This is a genomic window from Collimonas sp. (genome assembly GCF_035566375.1).
In the GTDB taxonomy this organism is placed as follows: domain Bacteria; phylum Pseudomonadota; class Gammaproteobacteria; order Burkholderiales; family Burkholderiaceae_D; genus Collimonas.
The window spans coordinates 1-14,224 of record NZ_DATMRK010000050.1 but is presented as its reverse complement, the minus strand read 5'-3'; the positions used below and the strand labels follow the sequence as shown (position 1 = coordinate 14,224).

The 14,224-nt window shown below is 57.4% G+C and carries 15 protein-coding genes; 10 read left to right on the top strand and 5 right to left on the bottom strand.

Going from position 1 to position 14,224, the window contains the following annotated elements:
* Window positions 1–290: 290 nt before the first annotated feature.
* The 4 genes from VNZ60_RS16690 to hpaR all read right to left on the bottom strand — a co-directional run bounded on the left by VNZ60_RS16690 (window position 291) and on the right by hpaR (window position 3,058).
* Complete coding sequence (locus VNZ60_RS16690) at window positions 291–1,004, bottom strand: DUF4019 domain-containing protein (RefSeq protein WP_325661046.1); 714 nt, start codon at window positions 1,002–1,004, stop codon at window positions 291–293.
* A gap of 288 nt (window positions 1,005–1,292) precedes the next feature.
* Window positions 1,293–2,099: a lipid II flippase Amj family protein gene (locus tag VNZ60_RS16685; RefSeq protein ID WP_325661048.1), complete on the bottom strand. Its 807-nt coding sequence runs from the start codon at window positions 2,097–2,099 to the stop codon at window positions 1,293–1,295.
* Window positions 2,100–2,221: 122 nt separating this feature from the next.
* Window positions 2,222–2,413, bottom strand: coding sequence for a hypothetical protein (locus tag VNZ60_RS16680; RefSeq protein ID WP_325661044.1), 192 nt, complete (start codon window positions 2,411–2,413; stop codon window positions 2,222–2,224).
* Between the two features lie 93 nt (window positions 2,414–2,506).
* Entirely contained in the window at window positions 2,507–3,058 is a 552-nt protein-coding gene (gene hpaR, locus VNZ60_RS16675) for a homoprotocatechuate degradation operon regulator HpaR (RefSeq protein ID WP_325661042.1), read from the bottom strand.
* Window positions 3,059–3,361: 303 nt separating this feature from the next.
* On the opposite strand from hpaR, the gene VNZ60_RS16670 reads away from it, so the two are divergent.
* From VNZ60_RS16670 to hpaC, 10 genes are all read left to right on the top strand, one after another.
* Window positions 3,362–4,036, top strand: a complete 675-nt coding sequence (locus tag VNZ60_RS16670) for a fumarylacetoacetate hydrolase family protein (RefSeq protein WP_325661040.1) — start codon at window positions 3,362–3,364, stop codon at window positions 4,034–4,036.
* Window positions 4,033–4,836 carry a fumarylacetoacetate hydrolase family protein gene (locus VNZ60_RS16665; protein WP_325661039.1) on the top strand — a complete coding sequence of 268 codons (804 nt, stop codon included), beginning with the start codon at window positions 4,033–4,035 and terminating at the stop codon, window positions 4,834–4,836. Before VNZ60_RS16670 ends, VNZ60_RS16665 begins: the two co-directional genes overlap by 4 nt.
* The gene (gene hpaE, locus VNZ60_RS16660; RefSeq protein WP_325661037.1) at window positions 4,833–6,287 is read left to right on the top strand and encodes a 5-carboxymethyl-2-hydroxymuconate semialdehyde dehydrogenase; all 1,455 of its coding nucleotides are present in this window, start codon (window positions 4,833–4,835) and stop codon (window positions 6,285–6,287) included. Before VNZ60_RS16665 ends, hpaE begins: the two co-directional genes overlap by 4 nt.
* A gap of 308 nt (window positions 6,288–6,595) precedes the next feature.
* Window positions 6,596–7,471 carry a 3,4-dihydroxyphenylacetate 2,3-dioxygenase gene (gene hpaD, locus VNZ60_RS16655; protein WP_325661036.1) on the top strand — a complete coding sequence of 292 codons (876 nt, stop codon included), beginning with the start codon at window positions 6,596–6,598 and terminating at the stop codon, window positions 7,469–7,471.
* A gap of 8 nt (window positions 7,472–7,479) precedes the next feature.
* On the top strand, window positions 7,480–7,881 hold the full coding sequence (locus tag VNZ60_RS16650) for a 5-carboxymethyl-2-hydroxymuconate Delta-isomerase (protein ID WP_325661035.1): 402 nt from the start codon (window positions 7,480–7,482) through the stop codon (window positions 7,879–7,881).
* A 36-nt stretch (window positions 7,882–7,917) separates the two neighbouring features.
* Entirely contained in the window at window positions 7,918–8,721 is an 804-nt protein-coding gene (gene hpaH / locus VNZ60_RS16645; protein WP_325661034.1) for a 2-oxo-hept-4-ene-1,7-dioate hydratase, read from the top strand.
* Between the two features lie 11 nt (window positions 8,722–8,732).
* The gene (locus VNZ60_RS16640) at window positions 8,733–9,533 is read left to right on the top strand and encodes an HpcH/HpaI aldolase family protein (RefSeq protein ID WP_325661032.1); all 801 of its coding nucleotides are present in this window, start codon (window positions 8,733–8,735) and stop codon (window positions 9,531–9,533) included.
* Window positions 9,534–9,575: 42 nt separating this feature from the next.
* Complete coding sequence (gene hpaA, locus VNZ60_RS16635; protein ID WP_325661031.1) at window positions 9,576–10,517, top strand: 4-hydroxyphenylacetate catabolism regulatory protein HpaA; 942 nt, start codon at window positions 9,576–9,578, stop codon at window positions 10,515–10,517.
* 93 nt (window positions 10,518–10,610) lie between these two features.
* The gene (gene hpaB / locus VNZ60_RS16630) at window positions 10,611–12,197 is read left to right on the top strand and encodes a 4-hydroxyphenylacetate 3-monooxygenase, oxygenase component (protein ID WP_325661030.1); all 1,587 of its coding nucleotides are present in this window, start codon (window positions 10,611–10,613) and stop codon (window positions 12,195–12,197) included.
* Between the two features lie 34 nt (window positions 12,198–12,231).
* Window positions 12,232–12,756, top strand: coding sequence for a 4-hydroxyphenylacetate 3-monooxygenase, reductase component (gene hpaC / locus VNZ60_RS16625; protein WP_325661029.1), 525 nt, complete (start codon window positions 12,232–12,234; stop codon window positions 12,754–12,756).
* 233 nt (window positions 12,757–12,989) lie between these two features.
* Here hpaC and trpS read toward each other — a convergent pair whose 3' ends face one another.
* Window positions 12,990–14,024 (bottom strand): tryptophan--tRNA ligase, encoded by a 1,035-nt coding sequence (gene trpS / locus VNZ60_RS16620; protein ID WP_325661027.1) that lies wholly within the window; start codon window positions 14,022–14,024, stop codon window positions 12,990–12,992.
* Window positions 14,025–14,224 lie beyond the last annotated feature (200 nt).

Here is a 14,224-nt window from a genome sequence, read left to right as displayed (position 1 = left end):
CCGTTGTAAATAATATCGCCGATCCTGACGTTGTCAGCGGCTACAGTGATCCTAGTTGTCATGCCAATTCACTCCTAAACCGTCCGCAGCCCGATTGCGGCCCTTGCTTAGATCATGCTCCCCTCCGATCATTCCCGCTACGATATTTCGATCCTGTCCCAGCTAAGTTGACGCCGCCACCCTGAGGCGTTGCTGACGGTCAGTTGGCAGACGACAGAGATCACCGAATGACCGGAGCTGGCCGGATTGCGACGGTCGCAACACGTCAATATGGCCCGCCTCCTGATTGACTAGCCCTTACATCCAAATTCTGAGCGCACACGTACAAGCTCATTTGGGTTCATTTTTTGCTCCATAACCTTATCGATAAAGTTCTCTTCTTCTCGAACCATTACAAATGAGCCATCGCCTTGCTCAAACCATACAAGGTATCCACAGTGGATATTGACGTTGGCAAACTGACTGGAGAAATCCACTGCGGCATAGGTGCCAGGTGCTGCCTGCGGCGGATTCTTGTACCAGGTAATCTTTTTGATATCTTGGTGGAGCACCTCTCCCGCTTTGGAATTGAAGTTCTGCGCTACGGAACTCCAACGCTCAAACGATGTTATTTGCTTAGCAGAAGTTGAAAGCAGCTCGTACGCGTCTTTGTATCTACGTCCGTCTTTTGCCGCGAAGTAGGTATTGCTTTGACGTTCAACGTGCTGCACTTGTGCATCGGTGGGACGCCATCGTTCGTCCCTGACTATCGTAGGTGCTGCGCTTAGTTGAGTGCCAGCGCTGAGGCCGCAAGTAATATCTTGTGTCAGGACTAAGAAGGTCCCACTTGCTGTTGTTGGGCCCACTGGTTCCATGGTTTTAAATTGGTATTTTCCATAGCTGACGGTTTTCGCGCCGCAAACCTCTTTGGCTTTCGGCAGTAGTTCCTGTTGCCCGGCGCCGACAGTGCTGCTGTTGTAGCTCTTCAGCACTAAACGAAACGAATCATCGCCTATGCTTTGCACTGCAATTTCCGATTGCAGTGTCGGTTGTGTACTCGCCAGCGTACCGCTCGCCGATTGCCCCAACTGCGCGCTTACGGGGAACGCAGCGAGAGTGGAAACGAGGCAGACAAATCGTCGTATTTGGATGAGCATAGTGAGATATTGAATAGAGAGTTGCTCTCGATGATGGCATCGAACGATGCATCATATCACTAGAAAGTTTCTCGCATGACATCGTTTTGCTAGGCTGAGTAAATGACCGGATTTGGCCGAATTGAGCCATTTCTGAAAATGCGGTTTTAGCCGTCATCACAGAGATTTCGCCACGGCCACAATGAGCAGCGCGGAAGGAACCAGTAAAAGTTGGGCGAGCACAGTACCCGCCAGTCTGCTACCCACCAGCCAAACTACCGCGCGTCGAAACTCCGACTCACTAACGCGACCTTCAATGACATCATCAGTCATGCCCGACATGTGTGGGTCAATAAATACCGCCATCATGACAGTGGCCCCTCCGTTAATGATTGACGAAAGCGTACTGGACGTTACTCGGACGCTTGGGTCCAGGACTCCTGCATATAGCGCAGCAAACAGGCCCACGGTCCATAGCGCTACTGCAGCAACGTTTAGCGAGGTCATAGATACAGAGACACTACCGCTATCGCGCAGTCCTGCAACGTTGCCCACTCGCGGCAAGCTTGCAACGTCTTTGATGTAGGATAGTCCGCCCTTGAAAAACCCGTGCAGAATCAATTTGGGCACCGAGCGGTGAACTTGGAAATGCTCGACGGCCCGACAAAAAACACGCTGAAAAGTCGGGATTAGCAAAGCTCCGACGATGGTCGCAAGCGATGCGGAGATTAGTAGCCAGCGGAAATCGGAAAGCAAACTTTCTGCTGCAAACTGCCTGCCGATATTTGACTCGACCCGTTTGGCCAGGAATGGTCCAAGAAATGAATTCGACGTCCGTGAGACAAGAACAAGAATACTGAACAGGGCAAGCGAAACGGCAATCCGTCTTGTCCTAATCCCCGCGATGCGTACGGAGTATGCCAGGGTGCCAATGATGTGGATGACGAACGTTAGGAAACAAATGAAGACCAGTTGCTTGTCCATTGAAACCTTGAAAATGTAGAAAAAATCGCTGGATGCTGCCGTGAACAAGGACGGATTCACGCAAAAATTGTGTTCATCAGTTGCTATGGCGGACTGTCCGTCGCTGGCCAATCTGTAATTTCTTAGTGGAAATAATTGACGCAATGCTGCCACGAATATGTTGCTTCCGCAACATCTATTTCATAGACGGGGTGAATGGCTGGATCTGGCCGGTTCGCGCCGGTCGTGTTGTTGATGCCATCGGCTGCGATCGCTGCATAGCAGACATGCGCGAAAGGCTCGTTTATCGCCTGGGTCGAGATGATTTGAGACATTCACCTTAGTACACGTCCTGCCAGATCAAGTCGTAATTTAGCATTATCAGCCTCAACCGATATCAGCTTGTAACTTGCCTCCCAACCTAGTTCTTAGCCCTTAGCCTTGACAGGTTTTTTCCCGACGCCAGCCCTAGCGGCAGTTGGCGCAGATTTCCCGCCATGCACCTGGCCCGCACCCACAACCGCATTCTTATCAAAAACCGGCAACTCAACCAACGCCACCGGCAAATCCTGCTGCGCCAGAAAATCATCCAGCGCCCGATACAACTGCTGCACGGTCTCAGTGCCAACCGCCGACTCGATATGCGCGTATTGATGCTCAATCAATGGCGCGATGGCGCTAACCAGAGCGCGGCTCTTGGGGGTCAGCGAGACCATGATGCGGCGCTGGTCGGAATCCACCCGTGAGCGCGTTACCAGTTGCGTCTCTTCCATTCTGGACAGCACGCCCGCCAGGCTGGGGCTGATGATCTGGCAGGCTTCGCAGATCTGCCATTGTTCCATGCTCTGTTGTTCGCTGAGTTCGCGGATGATGCGCCATTGCTGTTCGGTGAGGCCGTGGTGATTGAGAATGCGCCTGAATTTGCTCATCACGCATTCGCGGGCTTGAAGCAGCAGCAGGGCAAGATTGCGGTGTTCCAAAAAAATCTCCTCAGTGTTTAGGACTAGCCGCAAGAGGCGGCCGCTACGCTGGACGATGACGCCGGTGGCCGTTGCTCCTGGTCTATTTACTTCAACTCTACTTGCTGGAACGCTATCGATGCCCGATTTTGTATTGATAAATAAATCGGGATTGCGGTTGACACACTAACATATTAGTAATTATATTAGCTAACATGTTAGCTAGTTGCCGAACGCCGCCAAGAGCAGATCGCATAACTGAAGACCGCTGCAAACACGCATGGCCTTGTTTGCAAGCGCTTCCAACAAAAAGCGAAAGTGGAGATGAAACCAGATAATTTTCCTGCCCAGATCACGGGCGCCGTCTACGGCGTTATCTTGAACGACAGCGATTCGCTGCACCGCATCGGCGCGGCGTTGACGGAAGCGCCATACAAAGGCGCACCTAAAGCTCCGGTGCTGTATATCAAACCGGCCAACACCCGCATCGGCGGCGGCGCTGCAATCAACCTGCCGATTGGCGCCAGCGCGGTGGAAATCGGCGCCACCATTGGTGTCGTGATCGGTGCGCCGGCGGCGCGTGTCACTTTGAAAAACGCCGCCGCGTCGATTGCCGGTTATGTGCTGGTCGCCGATTTGAGCCTGCCGCACGCCAGTTACTACCGCCCGGCGATACGCGAGAAATGTTTCGATAATTCCTGCGTCATTTCCGGCGATTTGCTTCCTGCAGAAAAAATCGCCAAGACGCCGGCGCTTCTGATAACCACGCAAATCAACGGCAGGCAAGTCGACACGTGGGCGCTGGCCGATCTGCTACGTAGCATCCCTGAACTGTTGCGCGATGTAACCGAATTCATGACGCTGCAACGCGGCGACTTGCTGTTGGTCGGCGTCAAATGGCAGGCGCCGCAAGCTGCGCCGGGCGATCACGTGACATTGACGGCGGCCGGCTTGGGCGAATTGAATTTCCGGATTGCAGCAGCAGGAGGCGACAAATGAAACCAAGCGGCATCGACAACACAAAACGTGGCCGGATTTTTTTCAATGGCGCGATCCATGAAGTGCGGCCTGCAGGGGAGGGACGCATCGCGCTGGCCGATGGCCGCATCCTGGCCGAAGCAGAGGCGCACTGGCTGCCGCCGCTAGTCCCTGGAACCATCTTTGCGCTGGGCTTGAATTACGCCGATCATGCGCGCGAACTGGCGTTCAAGGCGCCCGAGCAGCCGTTGGTTTTCTTGAAGGGGCCGAATGCCTTGACCGGCCACCTGGCCCACTCGCGCCGCCCTGCCGACGCCACTTACATGCACTACGAGTGCGAGCTGGCGGTGGTGATCGGCAAGCGGGCCAGGAATGTCAGCCGCGCCGACGCCTTCCAGTATGTGACCGGCTACACCGTCGCCAACGATTATGCGATCCGCGATTATCTGGAAAATTATTACCGCCCCAATCTGCGCGTCAAGAACCGCGACGCCTGCACCCCGCTCGGTCCGTGGCTGGTGGACGCAAGCTCGGTGCCGGACCCAGGCAATCTGCGCCTGACCACTACCGTCAACGGCAAGCTGACGCAAGACGGCAATACCCGCGACATGATTTTCGATATCCCGGCCTTGATCGAATACCTGTCCGCCAGCATGACGCTGATGCCGGGCGACGTCATCCTGACTGGCACGCCTGAAGGTCTGGCGGATGTGGTCGCGGGCGACCGCGTGGTGACTGAAATCGAGGGCGTCGGACGGCTGGTCAACACCATCGTCGACGATGCTGCCTACTTTAACCCCGCAGCTGGAGCAAGCGCATGATCAAACATCTTATCAACGGCAAGGAAGTCGAAAGCCGCCAGACTTTCCAGACTTTGAACCCCGCTAACAATGAAGTCATCGCCGAAGTCGCCAGCGGCGGTGAAGCCGAAGTCGCGGCTGCGGTGCAGGCGGCAAAAGACGCTTTCCCGGCCTGGGCCGGGCGGCCGGCCAAGGAGCGTGCGGCGCTTATGCGGCGGCTGGGCGAATTGATTACGGCCAACGTGCCCAAGATCGCCGAGCTTGAAACCAGGGATACCGGCCAGGTCATCGGCCAGACCAAGAAGGCGCTGATTCCACGTGCCGCCGATAATTTCCATTTCTTTGCCGAGATTGCGGCGCACATGGATGGCGAAAGCTATGCCTCGGATAGCGGCCACATGAACTACACGATGTGGCATCCGGTCGGCGTTTGCGCGCTGATCTCGCCGTGGAATGTGCCGTTCATGACGGCTACCTGGAAAACCGCGCCCTGCCTGGCGCTGGGTAATACCGCCGTGATGAAGATGTCGGAACTGTCGCCGCTGACTGCCGACATGCTCGGCAAGCTGATCCTGGAAGCCGGGATACCGCCGGGTGTGTTCAACGTGGTGCATGGTTACGGCAAGGAAGCCGGTGAGCCGCTGATCCGCCATCCCGATGTGCGGGCGATTTCTTTTACTGGCAGCACGGTCACCGGTAATCGCATCGTTCAGCAGGCGGGCTTGAAGAAATTTTCGATGGAACTGGGTGGCAAATCGCCATTCATTATTTTCGACGACGCCGACTATGAGCGCGCCCTGGATGCGGCTATCTTCATGATCTTTTCCAATAACGGCGAACGTTGCACTGCCGGCTCGCGGATACTGGTGCAGCGTGGCATCTACGACAAATTCGTCGCCGATTTTGCGGCGCGTGCGCAGCGGTTGGTGGTGGGCGACCCGATGGACCCGCTGACTATCGTCGGCCCGATGATCAGCCGCGAGCATCAAAAGAAAGTGGCGCGTTACATCGAGCTGGGTAAGGATGAGGGCGCCAGAGTGGTGTTTGGCGGCGGCAGCCTGGAGCTCCCTGCTCACCTGAAAAACGGCAACTGGATCCAGCCGACAGTGTTCGCCGATGTCGACAATCGCATGAAGATTGCGCAAGACGAAATCTTTGGGCCGGTACCTTGTTTGATTCCGTTCCGCGACGAGGCCGAAGCGCTGCGCATCGCCAATGACACGCCTTACGGTTTGTCATCCTATGTCTGGACTGAAAGCACCGGCCGCGCCCTGCGCATGGCGCGTGGCGTCGAAGCGGGCATGGTGTTTGTGAACAGCCAGAACGTGCGCGATTTGCGCCAGCCGTTCGGCGGCGTCAAGGCCTCCGGCACCGGCCGCGAAGGCGGGCATTTCAGTTTCGAGGTATTTGCTGAAGCGAAGAACGTTTGCATCTCCTATGGCGATCATCCGATTCCGCGTTGGGGTGTTTGAGATCTATTGGGATGTCATCGCGCCGGCAAGAGTCATCTGGGGTCAGAGTCAACTTTCGCAGCGCTTTATCGCGAAACTTGACTCTGACCCCACATGACGGATTCGGAGAAAGACAGAGCGCACTGGATGGTTTTGTTCTTTTTAACGATGAGGCAGTACTCCGTGGCCCGCTAAGTGGGGTCAGAGTGAAGTTTCTGCAAAAAGCCCGCAGAAAGTTCACTCTGACCCCAGTTAGCTCAGTTAGCTGCGTTTGTTAAGCGCATCGCAAAAGATGGTTCAGCAGGTGATAAAAAATAGGAGGAGCACAAATGGGCAAGCTGGCGCTGGCGGCAAAAATTACACACGTGCCGTCAATGTATCTGTCGGAACTGGACGGCCCGCATAAGGATTGCCGCAAGGCGGCTATCGACGGCCATAAGGAAATCGGTCGCCGCTGCCGTGAATTGGGGGTCGACACCATCGTGGTGTTCGATGTCCATTGGCTGGTCAATTCGGAATATCACATCAATTGCGCGCCGCATTTCGAGGGCGTCTATACCAGTAATGAACTGCCGCATTTCATCAAGAACATGGCGTATGAATATCCGGGCAATCCGCAACTCGGCCACTTGATCGAGAAGGCCGCCAACCGGATGGAAGTCAAGAGCCGCGCGCATAGCGACACCACGCTGGAGCTGGAATACGGCACGCTGGTGCCGATGCGCTATATGAACGCCGACCAGCATTTCAAGGTGGTGTCGGTGGCCGGCTGGTGCGTCTGGCACGATCTCAAGGAAAGCGAGCGCTTCGGGCTGGCGGTGCGCAAGGCGATCGAGGACGAGTACGAGGGCACGGTGGCGGTATTTGCCAGCGGTTCGCTGTCGCATCATTTTGCCTTGAACGGCACGGCGCCGGAGTATATGCACAAGGTGTTCAATCCCTTCCTCGAAACGATGGACCGCGCGGTGGTCGAGATGTGGCAACGCGGCGACTGGAAAACCTTCATGGAAATGCTGCCGATGTACAACGACAAATGCTGGGGCGAAGGCGGCATGCATGACACGGCGATGCTGCTGGGCCTGTTGGGCGGCAAAGATTACGACCAGGGCGTGGAAGTGGTGACGCCGTATTTCGGCAGCTCCGGCACCGGCCAGATCAACGCCATCTTCCCGGTAACGCCCTTGCATCCGCAGACAGACAAATAGGAGCCAACATGCCACATCTGACCCTGGAATATTCCGCCAATCTGCGCGAGCGCGGCGACCTCCCTGCCCTGTGCCGCCAACTGGCGGCGGCCTTGATTGCCCAGCAAGCCGAGGGCAAGCCTGTCTATCCGATCGGCGGCGTGCGGGTGCGGGCGCTGGCCGCTGAAGATTATTGCATCGCCGACGGTGATCTGGACGCCGCTTTCGTCCACGCCACATTGAAAATCGGCGCGGGCCGCACGGAAGCGGTCAAGCAAGCCACCGGCGAAGCCCTGTTCGAAGTGATGAAAGCACATTTCGCCGAGCTGTTCCAGCAAACCGGGCTGGCGCTGTCGTTGGAAATCAATGAATTCAGCGAAGCTGGCAGCTGGAAAAATAACAATCTGCATGCGCGCTATCGCAAGGCTTGAATTCCCCTGATTTTTGAAAGACCGGAAAGACTACCTATGCTGCCAATCAATACCCTGCACGATCTCGCCTTGCAGCTGAACCGCGCCGAAAAATCGCGCATGCCGTTGCGCCACTTTTCCAAGCAATATCCACAGATGACGATAGAGGACGGTTACGCCATCCAGCGCGAATGGGTCAAGCTGAAGCTGGCCGAGGGGCGCGTCATCAAGGGTCGCAAGATCGGCCTGACTTCGCGGGCGATGCAAAAGTCTTCACAGATTACCGAGCCGGATTATGCGCCGCTGCTGGATGACATGTTCTTCGAGCAGGGCGGCGATATCCCCTTCTCTCGTTTCATCGCGCCGCGTATCGAGGTTGAGCTGGCGTTCATCCTGGGCAAGCCGCTGAAAGGCCCGGGAGTAACCATGTTCGATGTGCTGGCGGCGACCGATTATGTGACGCCGGCGATCGAAATCATCGATGCCCGCATCGAACAATTCGACCGCGAAACCAATCAGGCGCGCAAGGTGGTCGACACCATTTCCGATTTCGCCGCTAACGCCGGCGTCGTCCTCGGCGGTTTGCCGGTGCGGCCGCATGATGTCGATTTGCGCTGGGTCGGCGCGATGTTGTATCGTAACGGCGTGATCGAGGAAACCGGCCTGGCCGCTGCGGTGTTGAATCATCCGGCCACCGGCGTCGCCTGGCTGGCCAACAAGATCGCGCCTTACGATGAACAACTGAATGCCGGCGACGTGGTGCTTGGCGGTTCGTTTACGCGGCCGGTGCTGGCGGCTATCGGCGATACTTTTCAAGCTGATTACGGCCCGCTCGGGCAGATCGCCTTCCGTTTCGTATAAGGAGTTTTCGTATGAAAATGCCAGAAAATCTTTTCAAGCAGGCCTTGCGCCAGCAGCAGTTGCAAGTGGGCCTGTTCCTTGGCCTGGCGAATCCGCTCAGCGCCGAGATCCTGGCTGGCTGCGGTTTTGACTATTTGTTGATCGACGCCGAACACGGCCCTAACGATTTGCGTTCGGTGCAGGCGCAGTTGCAGGTGCTGGCGGCGTATCCGGTGCAAGCCATCGTGCGGCCGCCGAATCACGATGCGGCGCTGATCAAGCAATTGCTCGGCGCCGGCGTGCAAACCTTGTTGCTGCCGATGGTCGAGAATGCCGAGCAGGCACAGGCGCTGGTGCGCGCCATGCGCTATCCGCCCAAGGGCGTACGCGGGGTCGGCACCGGCCTGGAACGCGGTGCGCGCTGGAATGGCGTCGACGCATATTTCCAGCAGGTCGAAGCCGAGCTGTGCCTGATCGTCCAGGTGGAATCGGCGGCGGGGCTGGCGCAGCTGGAGGCGATTCTGGCGGTCGATGGTGTCGACGGCGTTTTCATCGGCCCGGCTGACCTGGCGGCGTCGCTCGGTTATCTGGGGCAGGCTGGGCATCCAACCGTCAAGGCCGCCATAGCCAGGGCGCTGGCCAGTATCCGCGCATCCGGGAAAGCCGCCGGCATTTTCGCTACCGATGCGACGCTGGCGCTGGAGTACCAGGCCGCCGGTGTCTGCTTCCTGGCGATTGGCGCCGATACCGGCGTCTTGCGCAACGCTGCTATCAGGCTGCTCGATAGTGTCAAACCCGGAGCGAAGAACGACAAGCCGGGAGCGGCGTACTAGAAATCGCTCCAGAATGCGGGCGAGGCGATTGTGCCGAAACTTATGCCGAAACACGGGGCTGCTGCTAAATCCGCAGTTAAATTAGCCCATGCGCCGATTCCCAATATCGACCTGGGCCGGACTTTCGATCTGCGTTATGAAGACGAGGAAGTGCATTACGAGGCACTGGAAAAGCTGGCGGCGTTCTTCGGCCGCAACATGCCAGCCCATCGCCATGACCGGGTGTTCCAGGTGCATTTTATCGAGAGCGGCGAAGTCAGACTGCATCTCGACGATCAGTTTTACCATGCACGGGCGCCGCTGTTTTTCCTGACGCCGCCGTCGCATACGCATGCCTTCGTTATCAGCGACGCCGCCGCCGGCCATGTGCTGTCGGTGCGCCAGCAATTGATCTGGCGCCTGTTCGACAGCGATCCCAGCAATCTGCTCAAGCAAACGCTATCGGTTCCGATGTGCGTGGAACTGGACGCAGCCAAGACTGGCCACGAGCAACTGCTGACTCTCTTTGCCCAGCTGCGCGAAGAATTCAGGCAACAGGATATCGGCCGCGAACTGAACTTGCTGGCGCTGGCACGGCTGGCGTTTGTTGCGATGGCAAGATTGTCGGCGCAACCGTTGCCGAGCAAGACCTTGCGCCAGCACGATGTTCAGGCTTTCCACAATTTCAATCAATTGATCGAAGCGCATTTCCGCCAGCATTGGCCGCTGGATCAATACGCCAGCACTTTGAACCTGACCGAAACCCGGCTCAACGATATCTGCCGCCGGGTGGCCGATGTGCCTTCCAAACGGCTGGTGCATGAGCGGCTGTTGCAGGAAGCCAAGCGCCAGCTGCTGTTCTCAGCGCAACCGGTATCCGAGATTGCCTACGACCTGGGATTCAAGGATGTCTCTTATTTCAGCCGCTTCTTCCGCCAGCATACCGAGCTTGCGCCCAGCGAATGGCGACGCGTCGGCGTGCAGGGGGCGCCGCGGCAGTCGTGAAAAGTACCAACGTTTCCTGCTTACGTGCATTGGGATTTGGCGCGAAAGATTGCACCATGGTGTCAGTCAAAAACCAATACCGAGGAGACAAAAATGACATCACGCGACCTGCCCTTGCCCTATCCAGAAGACTTGCGCGCCGACAAGACGCGGCCTTTCACCGGCGCCGAATATCTCGAATCCCTGCGCGACAATCGCGAAATCTATATTTACGGCGACAGGGTCAAGGATGTCACCACCCACCCGGCCTTCCGCAACTCGGCAGCCTCCATCGCCCGCCTGTACGACGCCCTGCACGATCCGGCCACCAAGGATGAACTGTGCTGGGAGACCGATACCGGCAACGGCGGCTACACCCACAAGTTTTTCCGCTATGCCCGCAGCGCCGCCGAATTGCGCGAGCAGCGCGATGCGATTGCCGCCTGGTCGCGCCTGAGTTACGGCTGGATGGGCCGCACGCCCGATTACAAGGCAGCTTTCGGTAGCGCGCTGGGGATCGTGCCGGAGTTCTACGGCAAGTTTGCCGATAACGCCCGCAACTGGTACAAGCGGATTCAGGAGGCTGGACTGTATCTGAATCACGCCATCGTCAATCCACCGATCGATCGCGACAAACCGGTCGACCAGGTGCGCGATGTGTTCATGACGGTCGATCGCGAAACCGAGGCCGGCATCTATGTCAGCGGCGCCAAGGTGGTGGCCACCAATTCGGCGCTGACCCATTACAACTTTATCGGCCAGGGTTCGGCCGGGCTGCTGGGCGACAATACCGATCTGGCGCTGATGTTCATTGCCTCGATGAACACACCGGGCATGAAACTGATCTGCCGCCCTTCTTATGAGTTGAATGCCGGTCTGGCCGGTGCGCCGTTCGACTATCCCTTGTCGAGCCGCTTCGATGAAAACGACGCCATCCTGATTCTCGACAATGCTTTTATCCCCTGGGAAAACGTGTTGATCTATCGCGATCTGGAACGTTGCCGCAGCTGGTTTTCGCAAGGCGGTTTCGGCGGTTTGTTCCCGATGCAGGCTTGCACCCGGTTGGCGGTCAAGCTGGATTTCATCAGCGCCTTGCTGGTGAAGGCCTTGAAATGCACTGGCAGCTTCGAGTTCCGCGGGGTGCAGGCGGCGGTCGGTGAAGTGCTGGCCTGGCGCAATACTTTCTGGTCGCTGACCGACGCTATGACGGGTAGCGCCGAGCCGTGGCAGAGCGGCAGCTGGATGCCTAGCACCCAGGCGCAGCAGGCGTATCGGGTGCTGGCGCCGCAGGCCTATACCGCGATCAAGAAAATCATTGAAGAGATCGTCGCCAGCGGTTTGATTTATCTGCCCTCGGGCGCGCGCGATTTGAAGAATCCTGTCATCAACGATTATCTGGCGCGCTATGTGCGGGGCTCCGGCGGCATCGATCATGTGGAGCGCATCAAGATCCTGAAACTGTTGTGGGACGCCATCGGCACCGAGTTCGGCGGCCGCCATGAGTTGTATGAAATCAACTACGCCGGCAGCCAGGATGAGATCCGCATGCAGTGTTTGCGCCACGCCCAGGGTTCCGGCGCACTGGCGAAGATGACGGCGATGGTCGATCAGTGCCTGGCTGACTATGACCAGAACGGCTGGCTAGCGCCGCACTTGCACAATAGCGACGATATCAATGTGCTCGACGGCATTCGCCAGTAGCCGCTGCGCAACTGGGGAACAATTGGAGATCAGCATGGATCCTATCGAAAGCCGGCGCGGCAAGTTCCGCAACGCCATGGCGCGCCTTGGCGCCGCAGTCAATGTCATCACCAGCAACGGCCCGGCGGGGCGTTGCGGCATTACCGCCACCGCCGTCTGTTCGGTCAGCGACACGCCGCCGACGCTGCTGGTTTGCTTGAATCGCAGCAGCGCCATGAATCAGGTGTTCAAGCGCAATGGCAATCTGTGCATCAACGTGCTGAATGCCGAACAGGAGGAACAGGCGCGATTGTTTGCCGGCATGACCAATCTGGCAATGGAGAGCCGCTTCAGCAGCGAGCATTGGGATGAAGACAGTAGGCAGGTGCCGCTGCTGAAAAAGGCATTGGCCAATCTGTCCGGGCGGATTACGCGTAGCGAGGAAATCGGTAGCCACACCATCATGATCGTTGAAATACAGGAACTCGACTTGCAAGAGGAAGGAGTGGACGGCTTGGTGTATTTCGACCGTTTGTTCCATCGGGTACCTTGCAAACAGGCGGCGTTCGTGGAAAATTAGTACTGATGGAGGAGATGCATTGGAAACACGTCTTGACGATAAGCTAGCTGGCCACTGGCTTGAATTTACTGCCAATCGGCCAGCGGCAAATGCTAATCCGGCGCCGGCCTCAGCGCCCATTGCACGGCGCGGCAAGCGCGACTGGCTGGCCGAGGCATTTTCTTGCCTGCGGTCAGCGGCGACGGATCAGCCTTGCTCTCACTCAACTACTGACGCAAAGATACAGCAGTAAATTAGAAATAAGTCAGACCAAGAGCGGCTTTGACTTCGTCCGCAGTCTGCGCCGCCACCTCACGCGCCTTGGCAGTGCCGTCTTTCAAGATTTGCATGACATGGCCGCGATCCTTGGCCAGCTCTTCGCGCCGCGCACGGATAGGCGCCAGCAAATCCTGCAAGCAGGTTTCCAGACGCGCCTTGACCAGGCTATCGCCCAGGCCACCGCGCACATAATGCGCCTTCATCTCGGCCAGACCGGCTTGATCGGGATCGAAGGCATCCAGATACAGGAAGGCGACATTGCCTTCGATATGGCCCGGATCCTGCACCCGCAGATGGAGCGGATCGGTGTACACCTGCTTGACCGCGGCCCGGATCTCATCGGCAGTGGCGCCCAGGTTGATGGTGTTGCCGAGCGACTTGCTCATCTTGGCTTTGCCGTCGATACCCGGTAAACGGCCGATTTCCGGCACCAGGGCTTTGGCCTCAACCAGCACGTCGCGGCCGGCGGTGCGGTTGAAACGGCGCACGATTTCATTGGTTTGCTCGATCATCGGGATCTGGTCTTCGCCGACCGGCACCAGCACCGCCTTGAACGCTGTGATATCGGCCGCCTGGCTGGCAGGATAAGTCAGGAAGCCGGCAGGAATATCGCGCTCGAAACCACGCAGGCGGATTTCTTCCTTGACCGTGGGATTGCGCTCCAGCCGTGCCACCGTGACCAGGTTCAGGTAATAGAAGGTCAGCTCCGCCAGTTCCGGAATCTGCGACTGGATCAGGATCGTCGACAGGCTTGGATCGATACCGACTGCCAGGTAATCGAGTGCTACTTCGACCACATTGCGGTGCACCTTGTTGGTGTCGTCCATATTGTCGGTCAGCGCCTGGGCGTCGGCCAGCATGATGAATTGCTTATAAGTGTGCTGATAGGCGACGCGGTTACGCAAGCTGCCGACGAAATGGCCCAGGTGCAAAGGGCCGGTGGGACGGTCGCCGGTCAAAATCACGGCGGAACCTGGGGCTGTCGCTGACAAAATCGCGGGCAAACTCATTGAAATTCCTTTAGCAGTATCCTGAAAACCCCGTATTGTGCCACTAGTCGCGGGTATCTTGTATAGACCGGAGACATAGGTAACAGGTGTGCCGGGACATGGGTAACACTTTTGGTTCATTCGAATGAAGACCAAAGGATTGACAACCATGCCCTGGAAAGATGTAGACATGATGACCTTGCGTCAAGAATTCGTCTCGC

Bases quoted from the DNA above. Each gene is read 5' to 3' on its own strand.
- VNZ60_RS16685 (WP_325661048.1), bottom strand. From the start codon at position 2,099: ATGGACAAGCAACTGGTCTTCATTTGTTTCCTAACGTTCGTCATCCAC.
- VNZ60_RS16680 (WP_325661044.1), bottom strand. From the start codon at position 2,413: ATGTCTCAAATCATCTCGACCCAGGCGATAAACGAGCCTTTCGCGCAT.
- VNZ60_RS16670 (WP_325661040.1), top strand. From the start codon at position 3,362: ATGAAACCAGATAATTTTCCTGCCCAGATCACGGGCGCCGTCTACGGC.
- VNZ60_RS16665 (WP_325661039.1), top strand. From the start codon at position 4,033: ATGAAACCAAGCGGCATCGACAACACAAAACGTGGCCGGATTTTTTTC.
- hpaE (WP_325661037.1), top strand. From the start codon at position 4,833: ATGATCAAACATCTTATCAACGGCAAGGAAGTCGAAAGCCGCCAGACT.
- hpaD (WP_325661036.1), top strand. From the start codon at position 6,596: ATGGGCAAGCTGGCGCTGGCGGCAAAAATTACACACGTGCCGTCAATG.
- VNZ60_RS16650 (WP_325661035.1), top strand. From the start codon at position 7,480: ATGCCACATCTGACCCTGGAATATTCCGCCAATCTGCGCGAGCGCGGC.
- hpaH (WP_325661034.1), top strand. From the start codon at position 7,918: ATGCTGCCAATCAATACCCTGCACGATCTCGCCTTGCAGCTGAACCGC.
- VNZ60_RS16640 (WP_325661032.1), top strand. From the start codon at position 8,733: ATGAAAATGCCAGAAAATCTTTTCAAGCAGGCCTTGCGCCAGCAGCAG.
- hpaA (WP_325661031.1), top strand. From the start codon at position 9,576: ATGCCGAAACACGGGGCTGCTGCTAAATCCGCAGTTAAATTAGCCCAT.
- hpaB (WP_325661030.1), top strand. From the start codon at position 10,611: ATGACATCACGCGACCTGCCCTTGCCCTATCCAGAAGACTTGCGCGCC.
- hpaC (WP_325661029.1), top strand. From the start codon at position 12,232: ATGGATCCTATCGAAAGCCGGCGCGGCAAGTTCCGCAACGCCATGGCG.
- trpS (WP_325661027.1), bottom strand. From the start codon at position 14,024: ATGAGTTTGCCCGCGATTTTGTCAGCGACAGCCCCAGGTTCCGCCGTG.